The sequence below is a fragment of the Microbacterium sp. 22296 genome (genome assembly GCF_052045385.1).
Lineage (GTDB): Bacteria > Actinomycetota > Actinomycetes > Actinomycetales > Microbacteriaceae > Microbacterium.
Genome location: NZ_JBQEOS010000009.1, coordinates 54,667 through 79,148 on the forward strand (window position 1 = coordinate 54,667; position 24,482 = coordinate 79,148).

Annotated in this window: 18 protein-coding genes; 7 read left to right on the top strand and 11 right to left on the bottom strand. The window is 69.6% G+C overall.

Features of this window, described 5'->3' with window-relative positions; all coding sequences use genetic code 11:
* Positions 1-175 precede the first annotated feature (175 nt).
* Positions 176-2,083 (top strand): DUF4012 domain-containing protein, encoded by a 1,908-nt coding sequence (locus ACTJJP_RS14865; RefSeq protein WP_440775752.1) that lies wholly within the window; start codon positions 176-178, stop codon positions 2,081-2,083.
* A gap of 26 nt (positions 2,084-2,109) precedes the next feature.
* Here the strand turns inward: ACTJJP_RS14865 and ACTJJP_RS14870 are convergent, their stop codons facing one another.
* Together ACTJJP_RS14870 and ACTJJP_RS14875 are read right to left on the bottom strand one after the other, a co-directional pair.
* The gene (locus tag ACTJJP_RS14870) at positions 2,110-3,243 is read right to left on the bottom strand and encodes a septum formation family protein (RefSeq protein ID WP_440775753.1); all 1,134 of its coding nucleotides are present in this window, start codon (positions 3,241-3,243) and stop codon (positions 2,110-2,112) included.
* Positions 3,244-3,304: 61 nt separating this feature from the next.
* Positions 3,305-4,498 (bottom strand): NAD(P)/FAD-dependent oxidoreductase, encoded by a 1,194-nt coding sequence (locus ACTJJP_RS14875; protein WP_440775754.1) that lies wholly within the window; start codon positions 4,496-4,498, stop codon positions 3,305-3,307.
* Between the two features lie 258 nt (positions 4,499-4,756).
* Between ACTJJP_RS14875 and ACTJJP_RS14880 the strand changes: the two genes are divergently transcribed.
* Complete coding sequence (locus tag ACTJJP_RS14880; protein ID WP_440775755.1) at positions 4,757-5,971, top strand: amidohydrolase; 1,215 nt, start codon at positions 4,757-4,759, stop codon at positions 5,969-5,971.
* Positions 5,972-6,068: 97 nt separating this feature from the next.
* Here the strand turns inward: ACTJJP_RS14880 and hisD (ACTJJP_RS14885) are convergent, their stop codons facing one another.
* A complete protein-coding gene (gene hisD, locus ACTJJP_RS14885) occupies positions 6,069-7,391 on the bottom strand; it encodes a histidinol dehydrogenase (protein WP_440775756.1) in 1,323 nt (440 codons plus the stop codon).
* Between the two features lie 78 nt (positions 7,392-7,469).
* Here hisD (ACTJJP_RS14885) and ACTJJP_RS14890 point away from each other — a divergent pair, with 78 nt between their 5' ends.
* Positions 7,470-8,396 carry a LysR family transcriptional regulator gene (locus ACTJJP_RS14890; RefSeq protein ID WP_440775757.1) on the top strand — a complete coding sequence of 309 codons (927 nt, stop codon included), beginning with the start codon at positions 7,470-7,472 and terminating at the stop codon, positions 8,394-8,396.
* 19 nt (positions 8,397-8,415) lie between these two features.
* On the opposite strand, the gene ACTJJP_RS14895 is transcribed toward ACTJJP_RS14890, so the two are convergent.
* From ACTJJP_RS14895 to ACTJJP_RS14910, 4 genes are all read right to left on the bottom strand, one after another.
* A complete protein-coding gene (locus ACTJJP_RS14895) occupies positions 8,416-9,180 on the bottom strand; it encodes a nitrilase-related carbon-nitrogen hydrolase (protein WP_440775758.1) in 765 nt (254 codons plus the stop codon).
* A gap of 47 nt (positions 9,181-9,227) precedes the next feature.
* Positions 9,228-10,394: a cupin domain-containing protein gene (locus ACTJJP_RS14900; protein WP_440775759.1), complete on the bottom strand. Its 1,167-nt coding sequence runs from the start codon at positions 10,392-10,394 to the stop codon at positions 9,228-9,230.
* A gap of 20 nt (positions 10,395-10,414) precedes the next feature.
* Complete coding sequence (locus ACTJJP_RS14905; protein ID WP_440775760.1) at positions 10,415-11,395, bottom strand: ester cyclase; 981 nt, start codon at positions 11,393-11,395, stop codon at positions 10,415-10,417.
* A 337-nt stretch (positions 11,396-11,732) separates the two neighbouring features.
* A complete protein-coding gene (locus ACTJJP_RS14910; RefSeq protein WP_440775761.1) occupies positions 11,733-12,731 on the bottom strand; it encodes a LacI family DNA-binding transcriptional regulator in 999 nt (332 codons plus the stop codon).
* A 109-nt stretch (positions 12,732-12,840) separates the two neighbouring features.
* Between ACTJJP_RS14910 and hisD (ACTJJP_RS14915) the strand changes: the two genes are divergently transcribed.
* Genes hisD (ACTJJP_RS14915) through ACTJJP_RS14925 form a run of 3 tightly spaced genes read left to right on the top strand, consistent with a single transcriptional unit; the run spans position 12,841 to position 15,676 of the window.
* The gene (gene hisD, locus ACTJJP_RS14915) at positions 12,841-14,157 is read left to right on the top strand and encodes a histidinol dehydrogenase (RefSeq protein ID WP_440775762.1); all 1,317 of its coding nucleotides are present in this window, start codon (positions 12,841-12,843) and stop codon (positions 14,155-14,157) included.
* The gene (locus ACTJJP_RS14920) at positions 14,154-14,912 is read left to right on the top strand and encodes an SDR family NAD(P)-dependent oxidoreductase (protein WP_440775763.1); all 759 of its coding nucleotides are present in this window, start codon (positions 14,154-14,156) and stop codon (positions 14,910-14,912) included. The genes hisD (ACTJJP_RS14915) and ACTJJP_RS14920 overlap by 4 nt, the downstream gene beginning before the upstream one ends.
* Complete coding sequence (locus ACTJJP_RS14925; protein WP_440775764.1) at positions 14,909-15,676, top strand: HpcH/HpaI aldolase family protein; 768 nt, start codon at positions 14,909-14,911, stop codon at positions 15,674-15,676. The genes ACTJJP_RS14920 and ACTJJP_RS14925 overlap by 4 nt, the downstream gene beginning before the upstream one ends.
* A 278-nt stretch (positions 15,677-15,954) precedes the next feature.
* Here the strand turns inward: ACTJJP_RS14925 and ACTJJP_RS14930 are convergent, their stop codons facing one another.
* From ACTJJP_RS14930 to ACTJJP_RS14945, 4 genes are all read right to left on the bottom strand, one after another.
* The gene (locus ACTJJP_RS14930; RefSeq protein WP_440775765.1) at positions 15,955-16,692 is read right to left on the bottom strand and encodes an alpha/beta fold hydrolase; all 738 of its coding nucleotides are present in this window, start codon (positions 16,690-16,692) and stop codon (positions 15,955-15,957) included.
* Positions 16,693-16,694: 2 nt separating this feature from the next.
* On the bottom strand, positions 16,695-17,594 hold the full coding sequence (locus ACTJJP_RS14935; protein ID WP_440775766.1) for a carbohydrate ABC transporter permease: 900 nt from the start codon (positions 17,592-17,594) through the stop codon (positions 16,695-16,697).
* Positions 17,591-18,463, bottom strand: coding sequence for a carbohydrate ABC transporter permease (locus ACTJJP_RS14940; RefSeq protein ID WP_440775767.1), 873 nt, complete (start codon positions 18,461-18,463; stop codon positions 17,591-17,593). Before ACTJJP_RS14940 ends, ACTJJP_RS14935 begins: the two co-directional genes overlap by 4 nt.
* Positions 18,464-18,538: 75 nt before the next feature.
* Complete coding sequence (locus ACTJJP_RS14945) at positions 18,539-19,846, bottom strand: ABC transporter substrate-binding protein (RefSeq protein WP_440775768.1); 1,308 nt, start codon at positions 19,844-19,846, stop codon at positions 18,539-18,541.
* Positions 19,847-20,317: 471 nt separating this feature from the next.
* On the opposite strand from ACTJJP_RS14945, the gene ACTJJP_RS14950 reads away from it, so the two are divergent.
* Positions 20,318-24,460, top strand: a complete 4,143-nt coding sequence (locus tag ACTJJP_RS14950; protein ID WP_440775769.1) for a beta-L-arabinofuranosidase domain-containing protein — start codon at positions 20,318-20,320, stop codon at positions 24,458-24,460.
* Positions 24,461-24,482: the final 22 nt, after the last annotated feature.

Here is a 24,482-nt window from a genome sequence, read left to right on the forward strand (position 1 = left end):
CCTCGCCGGGACCGCGTCGGCGGGCGCATCGCCGCTCGCGGAGGGCGATCCGGCGGACGAGCGCACGCCGGGGATCGCGAGCGCATCCTCGGCGGTGAGATTCATCGGGCGCCCCCGCATTCCTTGCATTCATGACGACAAAGGGGCCGGACGCGTCGACCTTAGAATCGTCGGCATGGCCCGCCGCGCGCGCAGGAATGAACCGCCACCCCGCCCCCCGGCGGGGGAGCATTCACGTCGCGCGCTGCGCAGCCGGGCCGAGGCGGAAAGTGCGAAGAACGCGCGACGCCCGTGGTATCGCAGACCGACGCGCATCGCCGCGCTGATCGCGGGGGCGGTGGCCGCCGTCGTGGTCGTGCTGGCGGTGACGCTCACCGTGCAGGCCGCGAGCGTCCGCGACGACCTGCGCTCGGCTCACGAGCTGATCGCCTCCCTGCAGTCGTCCATGGTGACCGGGGATGCCGACGCGCTGCGATCCGCGGCCGCCGAGGCGTCGGAGCGCGTGTCGAGGGCGAGCGAGACCGTGCGGGGGCCCCTGTGGGAGGCCGGTTCGATCATTCCGGCCGTCGGAACCAACCTGACGGCCATCACCGATCTGACCGCTGCGGTGCAGACCCTCGCGACCGACGCCCTCCCCCCGGGATCGCTCATCCTGTCGGAACTCAGTGTCGACAAGATCGCGCTCGCCGACGGCGGCGTCGATCTGCAGCCGTTCCGGGACTCGCAGGACTCCCTTCCCCTCGTGGCGGCGGCGTTCGCCGACGCGCGCGGGCAGATCGACACCATCGACGTCTCCGACCTGCTGCCACCCGTCGCCGACTCCATCTCCGAGGTGCGCGCGTTCATGGACGACGCGACGGACCTTCTCGACGTCGCGCAGAAGTACCTGCCGACGCTTCTCGACGTCGCGGGCGGTGAATCGCCCAAGACGTATCTGGTGCTCATCCAGAACAATGCGGAGGTGCGCGCCACCGGCGGCAATCCGGCCGCCAGCCTCATCGTCCGCGCCAACCAGGGTCGGGTCGAGATCCTCGAGCGCGCGAGCTCGCTCACGTTCGACCCGGCCGGCGACGCGGGACGACGGTTCGGCGATCTCCCGCCCGAAACGCTGGGACTGTACCCGTCGACGTTCGCCCTGTACTCGCAGGACTTCACCATGACCCCGGATTTCCCGACCACGGTCGGGCTGTTCCAAGACCTCTGGCGCCAGACCAGCGGCGAGGAGTTCGACGGGGTCATCTCGATCGATCCGGTCGTGCTGTCGCACATGCTCACCGTGACCGGCCCCGTCCGTTACGACGACTTCGAACTCACCGCGGACAACGCCGTCCAGGTGCTGCTCAGCGACGCATACGAGCGATTCCCCACCGGCGAGGAGTCCGATGCGTTCTTCACGGCGATCTCGCAAGGGTTCTTCCAGTACCTCACGACGTCCCGGTGGGACCCCACCCAGATGCTCGCCGCGCTGGAGCTGTCCGCGACGGAGCAGAGACTCCTGATGAACTTCCGCGACGAGGGGGCGCAAGCCCTCGCCGAGGAGTTCGGCCTCGACGGCTCCCTACGGACGGACACCGCCGCCTCGACGCAGCTCGGCACGTACCTGAACGACTACTCCGTCGGCAAACTCGAGTACCACCTGCGTCAAACGATCGCCGCCTCGTGCGACGCCGCGGCGCGCACCATCACGACCACCACCACGCTGGCGAACGAGATCCCGTCGAGCATCCAGAGTCCGTACACGCTCGGAGCGCGCAACGCGCGGTTCGGGTACCCGCGCACCTCCATGATGATCGACGTCCTCTTCTTCGCCCCTCCCGGAGCCCGGATCGTCTCGACCGACCCGGCCGTGGGCGACGTCGGCGAGTTCGACAGGACGGGCAGCCAGAGCGGGAACAGTGCTCTGAGCCGGCTCGTCGTGATCCCTCAGGGCGAGTCGCGGACGGTCTCGTCGACGATCCGTCTTCCCGACGGCATCCTGGGACCGCTCGACCTGCGTCACAGCCCCCTCACCTCACCCACGACCGTCGCGATCGACGCATCGTGCGACGAGCTGTTCACCCCGAGCGCGGGGACGACCGGCTGAGCGACCACCGCTCGGCAGTGAAAGTGTCAGAGGCCCGAGCCGGCCAGGGATCCCACCGTCTGCTCCGCGTTCGGGTCGAAGAGCAGGCAGAAGATCTCACGGTCCCCCACCGCCCAGGTCTGCTCCGTCGGCCCCACGAAGTAGTAGTCGAGCCGGGAGTCCTGGTACGACACCCCCACGTACCCGGTGTACGCCTCCTCGCACCCCTGCAGAGCCGCCGTCTCGATGGCCGCGTCGCCGGGGTAGGTGCCGTCGGTCACGTCGAATCCACCGAAGGCCTCGTAGGAGTGCGGCTGCGCGCAGTCCACCACGTTGTCGGCCGCGACGAACCCGCCGGGGAGATCGTCGAGGCACGAACCGACCACGAGCGCCGACGGATCGAACGGCGCCTGCTCGTCGGGGGCGACGGTCACGCCGCCCTCCTCCGGGGGCGCATACGGGTCGACGGAGCCACCCGCGGCCGTCACGGCGGAGAACACCAGCGTGCCGATGACGAGGGTCGAGAGGAAGAGGGTCAGTACGCCTCCCGCCACGATGCCGCCGAGGGCGAGGCCGCGACCCTTCTCACCGGTGCGTCTGATCTGCGCCAGCGCGACGGCACCGGTCACGATCCCGGCCACCGGGACCACGAAGCCCAGCACGAGGGCGACGATGGCGACGACGTTCGTGCGGCTCGCCCCGGGCTCGCCGGGACCCGAGGATGCGACGGCGGCCGGGCCGCCGGGATATCCCACCACGCCGAGAGCCCCCGTCGACAGCGGAGCGGCCGGAATGGGCGCGGCCGCGGGTGCGGCGATGGCGAGCACCCCCTGCTGCGCCAAGCGCGCGCCGACGAGCCGCGCGGCCTCACTCGCCGCCGCACCCCCGGTGGGCGCAGCGAGATCGACGCCGTCGTCCGCCGCAGCGAAGACCGCGAGCGTCCCCTCCGGCACCTCCGACAGGCGCACGTCGAACCGGTCGGGCACGACGTCGCCGTCGTCCGTCGCCGTGCGCGACGCGACCAGCGCGTCGGAGGAGGCGGCAACGTCGAAGCCCTGGTCAGTGAGAGCCGCGGCGACGGCATCGCGCGCCGGATCCGCGGGAAGGGAGAGTCGCAGTTCGGCGGCCGGCATGGGGGTGCTCCCGAGATCATTCGCCGCGGGATCGCGACGTTCGCTCATCCGCCGCGGGCTCGCAGCGTCGATCCAGGTTAGCCCGCGTGTCGCGGCGACACCCTGGGGCTCAGCGGATTCGGCCGACCAGGTCGTCGCGCGTGAGGGTGTCGGCCGCGGCGAGCACCTCGCGAGCGGCATCCCGAGCGTCTTCGACGTTCCACAGCAGCACGCCCACCACGCGTCCCTCGTCGAGGTAGTACACGACGCCGTGCTCGCCGTCGATCCAGTCCTCGACGGTCTCGAGCGACGAGTCGAGGGTTCCCACCGCTTCGTACCGGATGCCGAAGACCGCCGAGTAGTAGTACGGCGTGTGCGTGTACGGTTCGGCGGCCCCCGCGAGGTTGCGGCCCGCGGCCGTCCCCTGCTCGTTGGCGTTGTCGACGTGTTCCACGCGGCGGCGCCCGAGCAGGCGGTCGGGGTAGCTGGCGACATCCCCCGCGGCGTAGACGTCGTCGGCGGAGGTCCGCAGCTGCGCGTCGACGTGCACGCCGTCGTCGACACGGAGTCCGGCGTCCTCCGCCAGCTCGGTGGCCACCTTGATCCCGAGACCGCTCACGACGGCATCCGCGCGCACCTCGTCGCCGTTCTCGAGCTCGAGGCGGGCGCCATCGGCATCCACTTCTCCCCCCGAGACCTTGGAGCCGGCGACGATCTCGACGCCCGCCTCGCGGAAGAGCTTCTCGAAGCGCTCCGCGAGGGCGGCGGGGAAGACGGCGTCGCCCAGGACGGACCCGGTGTGGACGAGCACCGTGTCGACGCCGTTCTGCACGAGTGCGGCGGCGAGCTCGGAGCCGATGTACCCACCGCCGACCACCGCGATGCGATCGACGTCGTCGGCGAGGGCGCGCAGGCGCCGGTAGTCCTCGGCGGTGCGGAAGGTCAGGGCGCGCTCGCCGTGGGAGCGGTCGTCGAGGGGGAGGGCGACGGGCGCGCCTCCGGTGGCGATCAGGAGCTTGCCGTACGAGAACGTCTCGCCCTCGGCATCCGCTTCGTGCGCATCGGGGCGGATGGCGGTCGCGCGGGTGCGCAGCCGGATGTCGGCGCGCGTGTCGTCGGCCGTGCCGAGCGGCACCTTCTCCCAGGTGAAGTCGTCGTCGGTCCACAGCTTCTTGCTGAGGGCGGGCCGCGTGTAGGGCTCGTCGACGTCGTCGCTCAGGATGCCGATGGTCCCGTCGGCGTCGATCTCGCGGATGCCGCGGGCTGCGGAGTCGGCGACCATCCCGCCGCCGACGATGAGGTAGTCGAAGTGTGTCGTCGTCATGCGGCCAGCCTCACCCTCGCACCCGGCCGGATCGGACGGCTTGCGGGAGTCGGCGGCGTCCGGTAGCGAGCCGGGGCAGCGGTGCTGGAGAACACGACGCAGGAGTTGCGAAAGGCGCTGCCCGCCTTCTCGGGGTCCGGGTGGGCGCACGGCGTGTTTCTCCTGCGTCATGGCGTCGCGCCGGCCGGCGCCCGGACGCGGCGCCCGGCCCGGATGGGACACCGTGCCGGTGTCGGGGGCGCGAACTAGGCTCGACCCATGAGCGTCGACCTCGAAAGCCTGTACACCGACCTGCACACCCACCCGGAGCTGTCGTTCCAGGAGACGCGTACGGCCGGCGTCATCGCGCGGCACCTCGGCGAGCTGGGACTCGAGGTCGAAGAGGGTGTGGGACGCACGGGCGTGGTCACCCGCATCGACAACGGCGAGGGTCCCGTGGTGTGGCTGCGCGCCGATATGGACGCCCTCCCCGTCGAGGAGCAGACCGGCCTTGCCTACGCCAGCACCGCGCGCGGCACCGATCCCGCCGGCAACGCGGTACCGGTCATGCACGCGTGCGGCCACGACATGCACGTCACCGCCCTCATCGGCGCCCTCGAGCGGCTCGTCGCGACCCGCGACGAGTGGTCGGGGACGATCGTGGCGGTCTTCCAGCCCGCCGAGGAGTACGGCGCGGGATCGCAGGCGATGATCGCCGACGGCGTGCTCGAGCGCTACCCGACCCCCGACATCGTGCTCGGCCAACACGTCACCCCCCTGCCCGCCGGGGTCATCGGCGTGCGCCCGGGCACGCAGATGGCGGCCTCCGACGGGCTCACCGTCGTGCTGCACGGCCGCGGCGGTCACGGCTCGCGCCCGCACTCGACGATCGACCCGGTCGTCATGGCGGCGGCCACCGTCATGCGCCTGCAGACGGTCGTGTCACGCGAGGTCGACCCGCGCGACGTCGCCGTCGTCACCGTCGGCTCGATGCACGCGGGGTTGAAGAACAACATCATCCCCGCCGAGGCGAAGCTCGAGCTGAGCCTGCGCTACCCCGACGACGTCGCCCGCGAGCGCGTGATGTCGAAGGTCGAGCGCATCGTCCGCGCGGAGGCTGCGGCATCCGGAGCCGAGCAGGAACCCACCATCAGCACCGATCACACCCTGCCGCCGACGATCAACGACCCGGATGCCACGGCCCGCCTGACCTCGGCCTTCCGGCGCTCGTTCGGCGAGGCCGCGGTGGTCGACCCCGGCATGTTCACCGGCAGCGAGGACGTGTCGTGGTTCGCCCGCGAGTCGGGCGCTCCGCTGGTGTTCTGGTTCTGGGGCGGCGTCGACCCGCAGGCGTTCGCGGATGCCATGGCCGGAGGCACGATGGAGCGCGACATCCCGACGAACCACTCCCCCTTCTTCGCGCCCGTCATGCAGCCGACGATCGACCGCGGGGTCGAGAACCTCGTCGTGGCCGCTCGGGAGTTCCTCGGCTGACGCGGCTCCAGGCACACCCGCGGCTCGGACGACCGGGTCCACGGCATCCCGCCCCGCGATCATCGCGATGCAGGATGCCGTGGGTCCGCGCCGGCGCTCAATCCTGTGCGTAGGTTGCCAGGCGCATCGTCGCGGTGGCGCTGTGGGCCGCCATCCCCTCGGAATCGGAGATCGTCTGCACGGCCTCGGCGAGGGCCGGCGTCGCCTCCCGGCTGATGCGCTGGTAGGTCAGCGGCTTGACGAACCGCGACACCGACAGGCCCGCGCTGTGCTTCGCGCCCCCGGCGGTGGGGAGCACGTGGTTGGTGCCCGCCATCCCCTTGTCCGAGTAGGCGACGGTGCTCCACGGCCCCAGGAAGAGGGACCCGTAATTGCGGAGATTGTCGTGGTACCACTCGTCGTCGTCGGTGATCACCTCGAGGTGCTCGGGCGCGAGGTCGTCCATCAAGGCCACCGCGGTATCGCGGTCGGCCGCGACGGTCACCGTTCCGTAGTCGCGCCACGCCGGCCCGGCGATCGGCTCCGTGGCCAGCGTCAGCAACTGGCGTTCGACGGCTGCGATCACGGCCGCACCGTGCTCGTGAGACGTGGTGATGAGAGCGGCGGGCGAGTTCGGGCCGTGCTCGGCCTGACCGAGGAGGTCGGCCGCCACGATCTCGGGATCGGCGCTGTCATCCGAGAGCACGGCGACCTCGGACGGTCCCGCCAGAAGGTCGATGGCGACGGTGCCGAAGAGCTGGCGCTTCGCTTCGGCCACGAACGCGTTGCCGGCGCCCACCAGCATGTCGACCGGCAGGTCGCCCAGCAGTCCGTAGGCCATGGCGGCGAGTGCCTGCACCCCGCCGAGGACGAAGACGCGGTCGACCCCGGACAGGTGCGCGGCGTAGACGACGGCGTCGTTCGCGCCCCCGTCGGGCTGGGGAGGCGTGCAGGCGATCACCGTGGGCACGCCCGCTGCCTTGGCCACCCCGACCGTCATGAACGCGCTGGCGGTGAGGGGGAAGCGCCCCGCGGGGAGGTAGGCGCCCACACGCGAGACCGGCACGTACCGCACCCCGGTGAAGAGCCCGGGGACGAGCTCCGTCTCGAAGTCGTGCAGGCGGTCGCGCTGCTCCGCGGCGAAGGCCTTGGTGCGCTGCGAACCGAGTTCGATCGCGGCGCGCAGGTCGGGGGCGAGCCGGTCACCGCTCGAGGCTATCTGCGCGGCCGTCAGTTCGATGTCGCCGCCCTCGTACCGGTCGAGCGTGCGGGCGTGATCGAGGACCGCATCGAGACCGCGACGCCGGATGTCGCCGAGCATCGACGAGACGGTGTCGATGACGGCCGGATCGCGTTGCGCGGCGGGGGCGTCGATCAGGGGTGTCTTGAGGTGGTGGAAGGAACCGTCGAGTCGCTCGAGGAGCGCGGGCGTGAATCGCATACCCGAACGGTAGAAGCTCTCGATTCCCCCCACAAGAACGATGAAGACGATACGAACCACAAGGTTTACCATTGGCACGTGACGATCACGCAGCTCCGCGCGTTCCTGTCCGCGCTCCAGAACGGATCGTTCACCGCAGCCGCCACCGACCTCGACACGACGCAGGCCTCCGTCTCGGAGCTGGTCGCGCGCCTGGAGCGCGAGCTCGACGTCGCGCTCTTCCGACGCGGGGGACGCCGCCTCGTGGCGACCGACTCGGCCCTCGCGCTGCGCGCGCACGCCGAGCGGGCGGTGAGCGCCATCGACAACGGCGTCGAGACCATCCGTGCGCTCACCGCGCTGGAGTCGGGCACCTGCACCTTCGGGGTCCTGCGCAACGCCGCCTACTACGACCTGTCGGAGCTCTTGCAGCGCTTCCACGAACGGCACCCCGGCGTGCGCGTGCGTCTCGTCGGCATCAATTCCGCCCTCGTCGCCCGATCGATCGCCGCCGGCGAGGTCGAGGCCGGACTCCTCGTCCTCCCCGTCGACGAGACCGGCCTGTCGATCACGCCGCTCTTCCGCGACGAGGTGGTCTTCGCCTCCGCGCGCGCCGACGCGCCGACGGGGCCCGTCAGCCTCGCCGACGTCGCCGCCTCCAAGCTCGTGCTCTACGACGCGTACGCCGGGTGGGACGACCCCACGCGTCGACAGCTTCGGGAAAGGGCGAGCGCCGAGGGGCACTCGATCGAGCCGGCGATCGAGGTGGAGAACGTCGAGACGGCACTGGGCTTGGTGGCATCCGGTACCGCCGACACCATCGTGTCGCGCTCCATAGCCGAGGCGACGACCTTCCCGGCGCAGATCCGCGTCGTGCCGTTCGCCGAGCCCCTGTACGACACCGTCGCCCTCGCCCGTCGAGAGGGCGCCGACCTGTCCCCCGCGGCACGACGCCTGGCCGACATGGCGCAGCAGATGCTGCGGGCGCGGATGACACGACATCCGGGACGCGTGGCCCCCCGATGAACTACGCGTCGAAGACGCCTCAGCCGTAGAGATCGGGCCGGCGGTCGCCGAAGAGATCGTTGTGCGGGGGCAGGGATTTGTCGGACGGATGCCGCAGCCGCAGCGTGGTGAGGGCGAGCCCCGCCCCGTCGGGAGCCTCGGCCGTGATCCATCCGTCGTCGTCGATGATCGCCGTCCCCCCGGTCCACGGGACGCCGCGCTCCTCTCCGTGGCGGTCGGCGATGACCGTCGCGAGGCGCGACGTGCGCGCCGCCGCCATGGCCTGGATCGTCTCGGGCGCATGCTCCCCCACCGGGCGGTCCACCAGCGGCCAATTCACGGGGAGGGCGAGGATCTCGGCGCCGGCGAGAGCGAGCCGGCGCGGCACCTCGGGGAACTCGTTGTCGTAGCAGACCGCTACGCCCAGGCGCCCGACGGGCGTGTCGAAGATCTCCCCGGCCGCGTCGCCCCGGGTGAAGAAGCGCGTCTCGCTCCCCCACAGGTGCGACTTGCGGTAATCGCCGATCCGGTGCGAGCGGGTCAAGATCGCCGCGGTGTTGAAGAGGTGGTCGCCGGCATCCTCGGCGTAGCCGACGACGGCGACCACACCGGCCGGCAGTGCGGCGCGGATCCGCCCCCAACGCGGATCGTCGCGACGCACCGCGGCGGCACGCGCCTCGCGCTCGTCGGCGAACACGTACCCGCTGAGGCACAGCTCGGGGGCGACCACCAGTCGCGCCCCCGCTGCGACGGCCTCGGCCAACGCTTCGCGCAGTGTGTCGATGTTCGCCGCGACCTCGCCCACGTCGATGCGGGGGGAGGTCGCGGCGACCGCGAGCGCGCGCTCGGCGATCAGTCGTCCTCCGTCGCCGTCACCATCACACCGACCGGCGCGAGGTAGCCGTTGGGGTCGAGCATCCAGTCGGCGTCGCGAGCGGCGTCGACGACCTCGGGGGCCCATTCCAGGTAGACGCGGTCGTCTCCCGAGTTCACGACCAGAAGCTCACCGGCTCCGGCGTCGCCGCCGTCGATGCAGCGGAAGGCGCGCCAGGCGCCCGCCGGCACCGAGAAGGAATCCGACGGTTCGAGCTCGACGGTCGTGGCGGGATCGCCGTTGAGCGTGACCGCCCAACGTCCGCTCTTGACCAGCAGCGCCTGGTTCTTGTCGTGCCGGTGGCGGAGGATGCCCTCGTCGGCGGCGGCTCGCACCCACGCCATGTTGAAGGAGTGCGGCTCGTGGATGCGGGGCACCTGACGGCGGTCCTCCGTCATCCCATAGCCGATCGCGAGGCTGAGCTCGGCCGCGCCGCCGGGCAGTGCGGCGCACAGCAGCGCGTTCGCGCTGTAGACGCGGTCACCCGGCTGCACGACTCGCCCGCGCATCTGCTCGACGGTGAACGGTGTGAGCTCGTCGATGTAGCGCTGCTGGATCGGCTTGATGAGGGGGACGTCGGTCGGCAGCTCGTCGCCGGCGACGGTGTCGATGAGCTGGTTGTCGGCGGTCAGGTGCAGACCGTACGACTCCGCTTCCTTGAGCACCGAAGGGCCCCAGATGATGCCGCCCGTCACGTCACGTCCGAGGACGGTCCACAGGATGCCGTCGTCGGGCCCCTCGTTCGTGAAGCCGCGGAAGATCCACGTGGGGATCGAGATGACGTCGCCGTCTGTGCTGACGTACTCGCCCTGCTTGCCATCGATCCCCCACCGCAGTCGGAACTCGCCCCCGAGGTTGACGAAGACCTCGGCGGTGAAGTGCAGGTGCAGGTTGTTCGAGATGCCGTTGGGCATGCCCGCGGCACCCGTGTTGAACCCGTGCAGTTCGGTCAGGTTGATCACCTGGCCGGCGTTCTGGGAGACGCCCCCGCCGATGAAGGCGTAGTTCTGCTTGCGGTCCGAGCCGGGGGTGCGGCAGTCGATGAAAGCGGCGTTGTGCGGAGCCCAGTCGCTCTTGCGGATGGTCCGCCGCTCGATCTCCGCCCCGTCGACGACGGTGTCGTGGCTCAGGTGATCCGTGCTCATTGTTCTCTTCCTTCGTTGGGTCAGTAGATGTTTCCGAGGACGACGGGCTCGTCGCCTCGCATTCCCGCGATCTGCGCGCGCAAGGCGATGTCGTCCCACAACCGCACCTCCTTCACCAGGGCGCCCTGGTGGAACGTGAACTGGGAGATGCCCAGGACGTCGACGGGGCGGCCGGTGAGGGGACCGTAGTTGGCGACGCCGTTGTAGTCGCCGACGAACTTCCAGGTGACGGCGACCCGGAGACCGGCGTAGCGCACGTCGTAGTTGGTCTGGATGTCACGAACCTGGAAGCGCCCCGACGGGAACGATTCCAGGAAGCCCAGGAGCGCACGTCGGTACCCTTCGGGACGGATGACGAGGCGGTTGCCGACGGTGAGCAGCACGAGGTCGCGGTGGAAGAACCGCTCGACCTTCTGAAGGTCGCGGTCGTTCCACACCGTCTCGATCATCTCGACGACGCGCTCGACCTCGGGGCGGTACTCGTCGGGCCGGGGGCCGGAGTCGCCGACGGCGATGGGGTCGGCCGGGGCCGGTTCGGTCCAGGTGCCGGTGTAGCCGCGGAACGCCTGGGCGCGGGCGAGCTCGTCGAGATCGCTGCGCAGCACGAGTGCGCCGGCGAGGGTGTCGCGGACGACCCACTCCTCGACCATGCGGCCGCGCCGGTAGAGGCAGTTGGCGATGGTGCGGCTGTACTCCGACGTCTGCAGGTGTCCCGACAGGACGAGGTGCGAGCTCAGGAAGGCGTCGTCTCCCCGGGCTTCCCAGATGACGTCCTCGGCCTGACCGGTGCGATCGGGGGTCGCGGAGATGCGCATGAGCGTGCCCTCGATGACCTCGTCGCGTGTCGTCGACGTGCCGTACGCGCCGTGGACGATCGAGTCGGGCTCGTAGTTGTCCCGGATGAAGCTGATCGACCGATCGACCCAGATGAGATCCGTCACCTCGCGGATGAAGTCGTCGGGATCCGCGTACGGCTGGTAGGCGACCGGGTCGAGAGGCACTCGGGGGCTCCTTCGGGTTGGGCGTCGCGACGACGCGCGGGGGCGATGTCGGCAGTGTATGCGTATGCACAACTCGGATGCAAGCGCCCGGCGCGCGACGGCCCGGGCCTCGACCCCGGTCGCGGTACGCTCCGTGGCGCGAGCCTCAACCCGGCCTCGGTGCGCTCCGTGGCTCGAGACCCGAACCCGGTCTCGGTACGCTCCGCGGCCCGGGTCTCAACCCGGTCGCGGTGCGCTCCGTGGTTCGAGACCCGAACCCGGTCGCGGCGAGTGCAGTCGCATCCGACGGGCCGGACCGCGAACCCCGTCGGCTCGGTGGCGCGGGACGGCGCCGCCGTCAGTGCGAGCGCGCCGCGCCGAGCGTGAGCCGTTCGACGAAGGTCGTGGAGAACTCGACGTGCGCGAACTCCTCGGGTCGCTCTTCGATGCGCTCCACCATCAGTCGGCCCGCCTCGCGGGCCATCTGCACGTAGTCGTACGCGATCGTGGACAGCTCGATGAGCGGCCACGACGCGGGAGGCAGGTCGTCGAAGCCGATGATCGAGATGTCGGCGGGAACCGACGCGCCGACCCGGCGCGCGGCGTTCAACGCCCCATAGGCCATGACGTCGTTGCCGCAGAAGATGAGCGTCGGAGCATCGGGCAGTGCCAGCAGCTCCGCGGTCGCGGTGTCTCCGGCAGCCGTATCGAACGGACCGTGGCGCACCGCCCCGGGATCGAGCGCAGCACCCCTCGCAGCCAAGGCCGCCCGCAGCGCCAATTCGCGCGAGCGTCCGGTGCTGGTGTTCTGCGGACCGAGCACGGCTCCGATCCGTCGGTGTCCGAGCGCCAGCGCACGGTCGACCGCGACCTCGAACCCGGCGGCCGGGGCGACCACCGTGGCGTCGGCGTCGACCAGCGCCGCCGTGCGGTTGAAGTAGACGAACGGCAGCCCTCGGTCGCGGAGGCGCAGGGGCACCACCGACTCCACCGTCGTGGTGGCCAGGATCACGCCGTCGAGACCGTTGGCGATGAGCCGTTCGGCGACGGACTCATCGGCGGTCTCTGTGTGCAGGACCAGCTGGTACCCGCAGCTCTCCAGCTCGCGGTGCAGGGGCGCGATGATGTGCGCGTAGAACTGGTTCTCGAGATCCGTCACGAGCAGGCCGATGCGTCGGGTGCGACCCGACGACAGCGCCCTGCCCGCTTCGCTCGGGACGTAACCGAGCAGGACGGCCGCGTCGCGGACCCGCTTCTTGGTCTCCTCCGACACGCGGGAATCGTCGCGAAGGGCGCGCGACACGGTGGGCTGGGAGACGCCGGCCAGTCGAGCGACGTCTCTGCTCGTGACGGCCATGGACCCCCCTGGCGATCGGGTGCTGAGGGTCGAAGTCTAGCGAACGGTTGACCTCGCGTGCATACGCAGTCATGATGACAACATACGTATGCAGAGAGAGGACGCGACGATGCCCCTGTACCTGAAGAAGGCGCCCACGAAGTCGTTCACCGACACCGCACAGAGCGACGTCGCGGCAACGGTCGGCTCGATCATCGCCGACATCCGAACCCATGGCGACGACGCCGTGCGTCGGCACGCCGCGACCTTCGATCGGTGGGAGGAGCCGTTCCGGCTCGACGACTCCGACGTCGATCGCATCATGGCGACCCTCGAACCGCAGGTCATCGACGACATCCGTTTCGTGCAGGACCAGGTGCGGCGATTCGCCCAGGCGCAGCGGGACTCCCTGGTGGACATCGAGGTCGAAACCCTCCCGGGCGTGCACCTGGGCCAGAAGCACGTGCCCGTCCGCGCCGCAGGCGCCTACATCCCCGGCGGGAAGTACCCGCTCACAGCGTCGGCGCACATGACGATCATCACGGCGAAGGTCGCCGGCGTCCCCCGCGTGGTCGCGTGCACCCCGCCGATCCGCGGCGAGATCCCCGCAGCGACCGTGGCGGCGATGAAGCTCGCCGGGGCCGACGAGATCTACATCCTCGGCGGCGTGCAGGCCGTGACCGCGATGGCCGTCGGCACGGAGACCATCGCCCCCGTCAACATGATCGCCGGCCCCGGCAACGCCTACGTCGCCGAGGCGAAGAGGCAGTTGTTCGGCGAGGTGGGCATCGACCTCTTCGCCGGCCCCACCGAGATCCTGATCGTCGCCGACGACGACGCCGACCCGTTCCTCACCGCGGTCGACCTGCTGTCGCAGGCGGAGCACGGGCCGGAATCGCCCGCTGTCCTCATCACGACCTCCCGCGCGCTCGGCGAGCGGGTCCTCGAACTGGTCGAGGAGATCCTGCCCGGCATGTCGACCCGCGACTACGCCGAACCGGCGTGGCGCGACTGGGGTCAGGTCATCGTGGTCGACGACCTCGACGAGGCTTATGCCCTGGCCGACTCCTTCGCCTTCGAGCACGTGCAGATCTTCACGAACGAGCCGCGCGCCGCGCTCGAGAAGATGCACGACTACGGCGCCCTCTTCCTCGGCGAGAACACCTGCGTCTCCTACGGCGACAAGGTCATCGGCACCAACCACGTGCTGCCGACCCTCGGCGCCGCGCGGTACACCGGGGGACTGTGGGTGGGCAAGTACCTGCGCACCGTGACGTACCAGGAGATCACCGACCCGGCATCCTCCGCGATGCTCGGAGAGGTCTGCGGTCGGGCCGCGCGCGTGGAGCTGTTCGAAGGGCACGCCCGATCCGGCGACGCCCGGGCATGGCGTCACGGCGGCGCGACGTTCCCGTGGATCGAAGAGAGCCGGGCGGGCACGCGATGACGGATCTCCGGGGGCGGACGGCGCTGGTCACCGGAGGCGGGAGCGGGCTGGGCGCGGCGATCGCGCGAGCGCTCTCGCACGCCGGGGCCGAGCTGGTCATCGTCGGTCGCGACGCGCGCAAACTCGATGCGGTCGCCACGGCGCTGCCGGGGCCCGCCCACGCGGAGGTCTGCGACGTCGCCGATGAGGTCTCGGTGTCGCGCCTGCGTGACGCCCTCGCCGACACCGAGGTGTCGATCCTGGTCAACAACGCCGGCATCGCCGGACCCGTCGCCGCCCTCACGGACATCGGCGTCGCCGATTGGGACGAGGTCTTCGCCGTGAACGTGCGCGGTACCTTCCTGCTGTGCCGGGCGTTCCTGCCCCCGATGGTGGCGCGCGGCAGCGGCGACGTGATCAACGTCGCCTCCGTCTCGGGCAAACGCCCCCTGGCGCATCGCACCCCCTACACCGCGTCGAAGATGGCGGTCCTGGGCCTGACCTCGACCCTGGCGTTCGAGGTGGGTCCCGCCGGGGTGAGTGTCAACACGCTGTCTCCGGGTCCGGTCGAGGGGGAACGCATGGCACGCAACTTCCGGCTCGAGGCCGAGCGCTCGGGCACGAGCGTCGACGAGGCCGAGAGCGCGTTCGTCTCGCGCGCGGCACTGGGACGCATGATCACCGAGGACGAGGTCGGCGCCGCCGTGGTGGCGATGCTGTCGATGCCCGGGATGTGCGGAGCCGACGTCGACCTCTCGGCGGGGATGATCGCATGAGCATGTCCGCATCCGCCGAGCGCCCCGCCTCACTGCGCAGCCGCGCCCGGGCGGGCGACCGACTCATCGGTGCGCTTGTGCGCATGCCGAGCGAGGAGCTGGTCGAGATGCTCGCCGTCTCGGGCTTCGACTTCGTGCTGATCGACGCCGAGCACGGCCCCGCCGACGTGATCGCCCTGCGCCAGCACATCGCCGTGGCCGGCCTGCACGGCGTCCCGGTGATCGTCCGCGTCGGGGAGGACGATCCCGGCATGGTCCTCCGCGCCCTCGACCAGGGCGCTCAGGGCGTTCTCGTGCCGCACATCGACGATGCCGCGGCGGCCGCCGCGGTCGCCGCCGCCGCGCACTATCCTCCCCGCGGCACCCGCGGCTTCGCCACCTACAGCCGCGCCGGGTTCTTCGGCGAGACGCCCCCCGCGCAGCACCGCGACTGGTATCTCGAGAACACCCTCGTCCTCGCGATGATCGAGTCGCCGGCGGGAGTCGCCGCCGCCGATGCCATCGCGCGCACCCCCGGCGTGGACGGCATCATGGTCGGTCCCGCCGACCTGGCGGCATCCTCTGGTCCCGACGACCTGCCCGTGAGCGCGGCGACGTCGATCGTCCACCGCGCGGTGGCGGCTGCCGGCGGCCTGCGCCTCGACATCGTCGGCACCCCCGCGGCCGCGACCGCCGCCTTCGACGACGGCGCCCGCCTGGTGGTCTACAACCTCGCATCCTCGCTCATGGGGCACCTGCGGGACCTGCGCGCGGCCCGCGACTGAGCCTGCCGCGACGCCACCGCGCGCCGCCGGCAGCCGGCCCTCTCAACCCCGACCATCCGCGCCGACCGACCCCGCCCCGCTCAGCGCTTCGCCTTGCATCGCCCCCACGTCCCCGGGCGGTCGACCATCTGCGGCAACCGAGCGGATGACGCATCCATCCGCCGCGCGGGGCGACGACGCCGTGGAGAACGTCGACGGTCACGCTCGCCGCATCGCCCCCGCGACGCGCCGGCGCGCGGCTCCGACGGGGCTGCGGCGTCAGGCGGAACGTCGTCCGCTCACCACGCACCGGTGCCGTCCGCGCGCGACCGCCGGCCGAGCGTCGCGGCACCCACACCGGCGCACCAGTCGCGCACGAGGGCGCCGAACTCGGCGGGCCGCTCGAGCGGCACGAGGTGCCCCGCGTCCAACTGCTCGCGCCGGGACCCCGCGAGTGCGTCGGCGATCTCGTCGTGGAATCCCGGCGGACACAGCGCGTCGTCCCGGCCGGCGATCACGAGCGACGGCACGCGCACCGCGTCGAGCCCGGGCAACAGGTCGACGCGCGTCGCCTGCAGGCGCAGCTGCGCCGCCAGCACGGCATCCCGCGTCTGCTCCGCCATGCGCAGCGTGCGCTTCACCAGATCGGGCCGCGTCGCCCGGACCCGTTCCGAGAGGAGCACGGGCAGGATCTCGGCCTGGAGGTCCGCCGGTGTCTCGCCCGCCGACAGACGATCACGCCATCGCGCCCATCCCGCGCGCTGCGCCGGCGTCGGGGCCTTCGCATTCGTCGCCGTGACGCAGAGCCCGAGCACCCGCTCCGGTGCGCGCACGGTCACCGCCATCGCCACGATCGCGCCGAGCGACAGCCCCCCGATCACGAAGGCGTCGGGGAGCTGCTCCAGCAGGCGGTCGACCTGAGTGTTCATGTCGTCGGCGTCGACCGCGGGGGTGAGCGCCTCGTCGAGCCCGCATCCCGTCCACAGCTCGGGGGTGCAGTTCATCCCCGCCAACAGGACCAGCGGCACCGCGGGCACGGTCACCCCTTGACGGCTCCGTCGCTGAGTCCCGCGACGAGGTACTTCTGCGCGATGAAGGCGATGACGACGACCGGGATCGTGAGGAGCATCGAAGCGGCGCCCGCCTGCTGGAGCATCGGCAGCGTCTGGCCGAGCTGCGTCGCGATGAACACCGGCACGGTCTTCGACGACGTGTCGGTGAGCACGAGTGCGGTGAGGTACTCCTGGAACGCGAAGAGGAAGACGAAGATGCCGGCGGTGAGGATGCCGGGACCCATGAGCGGGATCATCACGCGCCTCAGCATGCCGATGCGCGTGCAGCCGTCGATCATCGCGGCCTCGTCGAGCTCGCGCGGGATCTCCGCGAAGAAGTTGCGCAGCAGCCAGATCGTGAACGGTTGGTTGATCGCCACGAGCGCGATCGCCAGGGCGAACTGCGTGTCGTAGATGCCGAGCGCGCGGCTGATGTCGTACATGGGAAGCACCACCGCGAATCGCGGCAGCGCGCGGAAGATCAGGGCGAGCACGAGCAGGAGCGCCGAGATGTAGCTCGGAAAGCGCGAGAGCGCGTAGGCGGCGGGGATGCCGATGATGAGAGCGAGCAACGTGGAGATGACCGCGACGGCCAGCGTGTTGACCAGGTAGTCGGCGAAATACGTCGTCTCCCACAGGTCGACGAAGGCCTTGAGCGTCGGTTCGTATCCGGCGAGCACGGGCGGGTTGGCGAAGGCGACGTCCGTCGGCTTCGTCACCGACAGCATCATCCAGACGAACGGACTCAGCATGAGGAAGCACAGGATGCCGAGGAGCAGGCCTGTGACGCCCACGATGCGGCGCCTCGGCCGGGGGCGGCGGCCCTTGCCTTCGATGTCGCCGGTGGTGATGGCGCGGGTCGAGAGCGTCTCGCTGCTGAGGGTCATCGGGCGGCCTTCGCTTCCTTGAAGATGCCCCGGATGAAGGGGATGAGCATGACCAGGATGAGCAGGATGGTCAGGACGTTGATGGCGCTGCCGAGACCGAGTTCCTGCGCGCCGTTGGCGAAGGCGACGGCGTAGACGTACAACATGATCGACTCGTTGCCGATCGTCTCCGCTTGTGGCGACAGGGGGATGAGGGCGTCGAAGATGCGCAGCACGTCCATGATCGTGATGAGGCAGACGAAGCCCAGCACACCGCGGATGGTGGGGATGATGACGCTCAGATGCGTCTGGAAGGCGTTGGCGCCGTCGATACGGGCGGCTTCGCGCAATTCGACGGGAACCCCCTGGAGCCCGGCGAGGATGATGAGCATCGCGAAGGGCAGCATCTGCCAGACGGTGTTGAGGATGACGAGCACGGCATTGGGCACCTGATCGGTGAACCACAGCACCTGCGTCCCGCCGAACAACCCGATGAGCCTGTTGACCACCCCGCCGAAGTTGTCATCGAACAGCCACGAGAACGCGACCGCCCCGACCAGGTTGGGGAGCACGTATGACACCAGCATGATGCCGAGCACAAGAGGCCGGGAGAGCCGCAGGGTGTTGACCGCGATGGCGATCAGGTAGCCGAAGACGAGCAGGATGACCGTGGTGACGAGCGTCACGACCACGGTGAAGACCACCGCCCGATGGAAGCGGGGGTCGCCCAGGGCATCGGTGAAGTTCGCCAGACCGACGAAGGTGCCCGGAACGCCGTACCGCACGTTCTCGAGGCTCCACTGCACGGTGCGCAGAAGGGGGAACACCAGAAGGGCGCTCATGATGGCCAGGCTGGGGGCGAACAGCACCCAGAATTCTCGTGCTTTCACGGGACGACTCCTCTCGGGCGGGCCCGGCCCGGTCNCCGGGCCCCCTTCACTGGTGGATACAGGCGATCCCGGGCGTCAGCCCGCGATCTGCTCGCCCGCCGCCTGCATCTGCGCCGTCGCCTCGTCGGCCGACAGGCCGCCGGCGAGGAACTGCGCCACGATCGGCGTGATCTCGTTGCTGATCGGGGCCAGGATGGGCGAGACCACCGGCGGCATGACGCCCGCGATGGAGTCGTTGGCGGCCTGACCGTAGGGCGAGTTGTCGGCGGTGACCATTCCCTCGCGAGCGGGGTACGCTGCCGGCACCGACGCCGTCGATGCGTCCTCGCTGACGGCCGACGCCATCATCTCGAAGAGCATCTTGTGGTCGAGCTTGGTGTTGAACGGGATCGACCACCCGTCGATGGACAACCGGTCGTACAGGTATGGCGCCGACGACGAGACCTTCGGCGGTGCCGCGAAGCCGAAGTTCTCGGACAGCTTGCTGTTCTCGGCCTTGGTGAGGTCGCTCATGCGACCCGAGAACATGATCGACATCGCCGCTGTGTCGTTGTACATCTGCTGCTGCACCTTCGGCTGGTCGAAGGTGGTCACCTGCGGGTCCATGTAGGGCTGAAGGCTCTGCATGGCCTGCAGTGCCTCCTTCGCCTCGGAGGTGTCGAGTGTGACGTTGCCGCTCGCGTCGACGAAGTCGCTTCCGAGGGAGTTCATGACGGCCTGGAAGCTCGTGGTGACATCGGCGGTGGCGAGCCAGGGCAGCGCGATCGGGTACTGCATCTTGCCCGATGCCTTGATCGCCTCAGCGGCGGCGATCATGTCGTCGAACGTCTGCGGCACCTCGAGTCCCAGCTCGTCGAACACGTCGGTGCGGTAGGCCATGACGAACATCTGCGCCTGCATCGGCAGGGCGTAGAGCTTGCCGTCGTACGACATGCCCTGACGCATCGACTCGCTGATGGCGTTGAGGTCGTACTTGTCGGCGTACTCGGCGAACAGGTCGTCGATCGGCACGAGCTTGTCGTCGACGGCCAGGCTCGGGATGACGAAGCCGTACGTCTCGACGATGTCGTAGCTGCCGGTCTCGCCCGCGAGCGTCGCCGTCGTCTTGGTGACCTGCCCCCCGAAATCGATCGGGTCGTGCTTGACCGTGACATCGTCCTTGGTGCAGCTGGAGACCATCGTGTCGGTGAACGGGTCGATGGCGGAGGAGTTGTAGGCGAGCACGTTGACCGTGGTCGCGGATTCGGGTGCGGTGTAGTCGCAGGCGACCTCGGTGGCATTCTCGTTTCCCGTGCGGCTACCCGCGCCGCATCCCGAGAGGGCGAGTGCACCCAAGGTCGCCGTGGCGACGAAGGCGATAGCGCGCTTTCTAGTGGATGACATGGCCAAACCGTATACGTATGCACAGCGTTTAGGGAAGCCTAAGTGCCACGATCTATGGGTAACAATCGTGTTTCATGAATACGTATAAGCGCAAGCGTCCGCCGAATGCGCAGTCGGGGTGGATACCGCACGCCCGGGGCCGGCGTCGCGCGCAGGCGGAAGCCCGCGATCGGACGGGCGATGGCCGATTCACGACGAATGCCTCCTCGGGGGCACCGCGACCGGGGGCACCGCCACCCGCCCCCGACGCGATCGCGACGACCCTGACTTGCGACATCTCGAGCGCTGCGCACGAATCGATGGCCGCTCCAGCGTTGAGGACATCGGCGGTGGTGTTCCGCTCTTGTTAGCACTAACATGACCCTCGCCGCCCCCTTCGGGCGCAAGCCCCGGACGCACGCGACGTCGCTACGGTCCGACGGCACTCGAACCGCATCACCGATTTCTGCAGAGCCGCAGAGAGGAACATCGATGTCCCGAATCCGAAAGACGGTGGCGCTCAGCGCGACCGCGATGTTGATCGCCAGCGGATTGGCGGTGATCGCCCCCACCGCAGCCACCGCAGCGACCGCCCTCGACTCGGCCAAGGTCCTCGACCTCGGCTTCGACGACTCCCTCGCCGACGCAGGCCCCAACAAGATCGCCACGTCCATGCTGCGCGGGTCGGCCGCCTACGTCGAGGGCATCCACGGCCGTGCGCTGAGCCTGCGCGGCTCCGACGCGGTCAGCCTCGGCACCAGCGCCGCTCTGCAGCCCGAGAACCTGACCCTCTCGTTCTGGTTCAAGCCCGACGGCGCCATGGGCACCGGCGAGCAGGTGTTCACCTGGAACAAGGGCGTCTACAACTCCGCGGGGTGGTACCTCACCGCCGAGAACGCGAACACCCCGCTCGCTCTGTCGATCGGCCCCGGAGGGGGCCAGCCCTACAAGGTGACCGTGAACGGTTCGCGAGACACGTTCTTCCCCGCGGGCCAGTGGACGCACGTCGCCGTCACCTACGACAAGGACACCAAGGCCGTCACGTTCTACCGCAACGGCGAGCAGCAGGTCTCCTCGGTCGCGAGCGCCATGGGCGGCGCCGCCACCGGCGCCCTCACCTCCGAGAGCACCACGACGAAGTCCATCGGCTTCAACGGCCCGCAGTACAACGGCGCCTATGTCCGCGGCGCCCTCGACGATTACACGCTCTACAACGCCGTCGCTTCGGCATCCGACGTCGTCGGGCTCACGAAGGCGAACAACCCGGCCTTCGACCCGGCCGACGTGGCCGGGCGCGCCCTCGAGCAGCTGTCGGTGCCCGGGAGCGCGTCGGCCAGCTTCGGGCTGACCACCTCCGCCTCCAACGGCACGGCCTTCACGTGGACCTCGTCCGCGCCCGGGGTCATCGCCGTCAACGGCGGCCAGGCGACCGTGACGCGTCCGAAGGACGCCAACGCCACGGTCACCCTCACCGCGACGGCGACCTATGCCGACAGCGCCCCGCGCACCAGGACCTTCGCGGTCGAGGTGGCGAAGGAGGGCGTGTCGACCTCGATCTACGTCGACGACACCGACCTCAACGAAGTGCTGGTCACCGATCCCTACCTGCAGAACAGCAACGCCAAGATGGTGGACTGGCTGCTCACGCTCGACCCGAAGAGGTTCTTGTACTCCTTCGACCAGCTCGCCGGCATCCCCACCACCGCACAGCCCTACGGCGGATGGGAGCGCACGACCGGCGCGCGCTTCCAGGGCCACTTCTTCGGCCACTTCGTGTCGGCGCTCTCGCAGGCCTACTCGACCGAGACCGATGAGGGCCGCAAGGCCCAGCTGCTGGCCAAACTGACCACGGCGGTCGACGGCCTCGCCGCCGCGCAAGCCGCCTACGCCCAGAAGGACCCGTCCAACGCCGGCTACGTCGCACCGTTCCCGGTGTCGTACCTGCCGCACGGCGCCGACGGTCTCATCGTGCCGTTCTACAACCTGCACAAGGTGCTCGCCGGTCTCATCGACGCCCATCAGTACGCCCCGAAGGAGGTCGCCGACAAGGCGCTCACGGTCGCGAGCGGCTTCGGTTCGTGGTTGAACGTCTGGGGCTCGCGTCAGGCCAACCCCAGCTCGCTGCTCAGCACCGAGTACGGCGGCATGAACGAGGCCCTGTACGAGCTGTACAGCATCACCGAGAACGACCAGCACAAGAAGGCCGCCGAGCTCTTCGACGAGGTCTCGCTCTTCCGTCAGCTCGCCGCCAACCAGGACGTCCTGGCCGGCAAGCACGCCAACACCACGATCCCCAAGCTCGTCGGAGCCCTCAAGCGCTACACGGTGTTCACGGACAACCCCACCCTGTACGCGCGCCTGAGCGCGACGGAGAAGTCCGACCTCGACATGTACCGTCGTGCCGCCGAGAACTTCTGGCAGATGGTCGTGAACGACCACTCGTACATCGGCGGCGGCAACAGCTACTCGGAGCACTTCCAGCAGCCGGGCACCCTGCACGAGTTCGCCACCAACGGCATCACCACCGGGTACGGCGAGCAGTCCACGGTCGAGGGCTGCAACGAGTACAACATGCTCAAGCTCACCCATGGTCTGTTCCGAGTGAGCCCCGACGTGAAGTACGCGGACTACTACGAGAACACCTACATCAACACGATCCTGGCGTCACAGAACCCCGAGACCGGCATGATGACGTACTTCCAGCCGCAGACCGCCGGGTACGCCAAGGTCTTCGGACGCAAGGAGGACGAGTTCTGGTGCGACCACGGCACGGCCACCGAGAGCTTCACCAAGCTCGGTGACTCGATCTACTTCCGCAAGGGGTCGTCGGTCTACGTGAACATGTTCCGCTCGACGGAGTTCTCGTCGGAGCCGCAGAACCTCAAGCTGAAGCAGACGGCGGACATCCCCAACAGTGACGTCGCCTCGTTCGAGGTCTCGTCGCTCGACGGAGGGGCCCTCCCCGCCGACACCACGCTGCGTCTGCGCGTTCCGAGCTGGTCGCCGAACCCGTCGCTGACGGTCAACGGCCAGGCCCGCGACGTCGCGGCATCCACCCAGAACGGGTACGTCGTGATCCCCGTCGCCGTCGGCGACAAGCTCTCCTACACGCTGCCCGCCACGGTGCAGGTCGAGGCCGGCACGGAAGACCCCAACTGGGTCGCGTTCCGCTACGGCCCGGTCGTGCTCTCGGCCGAGCTCAACCGCACCAACGTCGAGGCGACCTCGCCCGCCGGCATCCTGGTGCGCACCAGCGTCGCCGACAAGTCGGTCACCAACAGCGTCCGCGTCGCCGACGTCGAGACCTTCAAGAAGGAGATCGAGAAGAACCTCGTCCGTCAGTCCAACGGCGCCGACAACAACGGGCGCACCGTCATGAAGTTCCGGCTGCAGAACGTCGATGCCGCATCCGCCGCCTTGACCTTCGAGCCGTACTACAGCATGTACAACGCCCGCTATGCGCTGTACATGAACCTCATCCAGCCCGACTCGGCGGCGGCGCAGGCGCTGATCAAGAGCGAGAAGGAGAAGCTCCGCATCGATGAGATGACCACAGACGCCCTCACCTCGTTCGACAACAACAACAGCGAAGCTGGCAAGAACTACAAGTTCAACCGCTCGTCGGTGGGTGCCCACCTCGGGCAGCAGTACCGCGACGGCGAGCGGTCGACCGAGGCGTTCTTCCAGTACGACATGGCCGTCGACCCGTCCGCGCCGAAGAACTACCTCGGCGTGCGGTACTTCGGCGGCGACAACGGGCGCACGTTCGACGTCTACATCGACGACGTGAAGTTCAAGTCCGAGCGCGTCACCAATGCGAACGGGGACTCCTTCTACATCCAATACGACGAGATCCCCGCCTCGGCGATGGCCGACATCGCCGCGAAGGACCGGTACAAGCGCGATCAGTCCGGCGCGTACGTGCTCGATGAGAAGGGGAACAAGATCCCCATCATCACCGTGCGCTTCCAGGGCAACGGCACCAGCTACGTCGGCGGTGTGTTCGGGGTCTACACGACTACGACGACGACCTACGCGACCGACGCCGACCTGAACGCGCTGACCTTCGACGGAGGGACCCTCAGCCCGAAGCTGGCGGACGGCACGTACGACTACACCGTGACGGTCCCCCGGGATGCCACGACGGCGACGTTCGACGCCGACCCGGCCACCCCCAGTGGCCTGGTCTACCTCGGCGACATCCTGATCGATGACACGCAGAAGCGGACGATCCCCCTCGCCGCGGATGGTGCGCCGACGATCGTGACCCTGCGCTCGCTGGCGCAGGACCACACGACGACCAAGACGTACCGTGTCCAGGTCGTCCGGGCCGCCGCCGCCCCCGCGATCACGACCGAGCTCTCGGCCGCCACGCGGTGCATCTCCGGCCGGGTGACCCTCACCGCCACCATGAAGAACACGAGCGCCGTGCCGGTCTCGATCGAGCTGACCACCGCGTTCGGCAAGAAGAGCATCGCGAACCTCGCACCGGGCAAGAGCGTCAGCCAGGCGATCTCGACCCGTCAGACGCAGCTCGCGGCCGGAGAGGTCTCGATCACCGCGACGGGCCAGGTCGACGGCAAGACGGCGACCGCGACGCAGAAGGCGGGGTACGACACCCGCAGCTGCGGCTGAACCGTCACCGGGCGGCTGACGC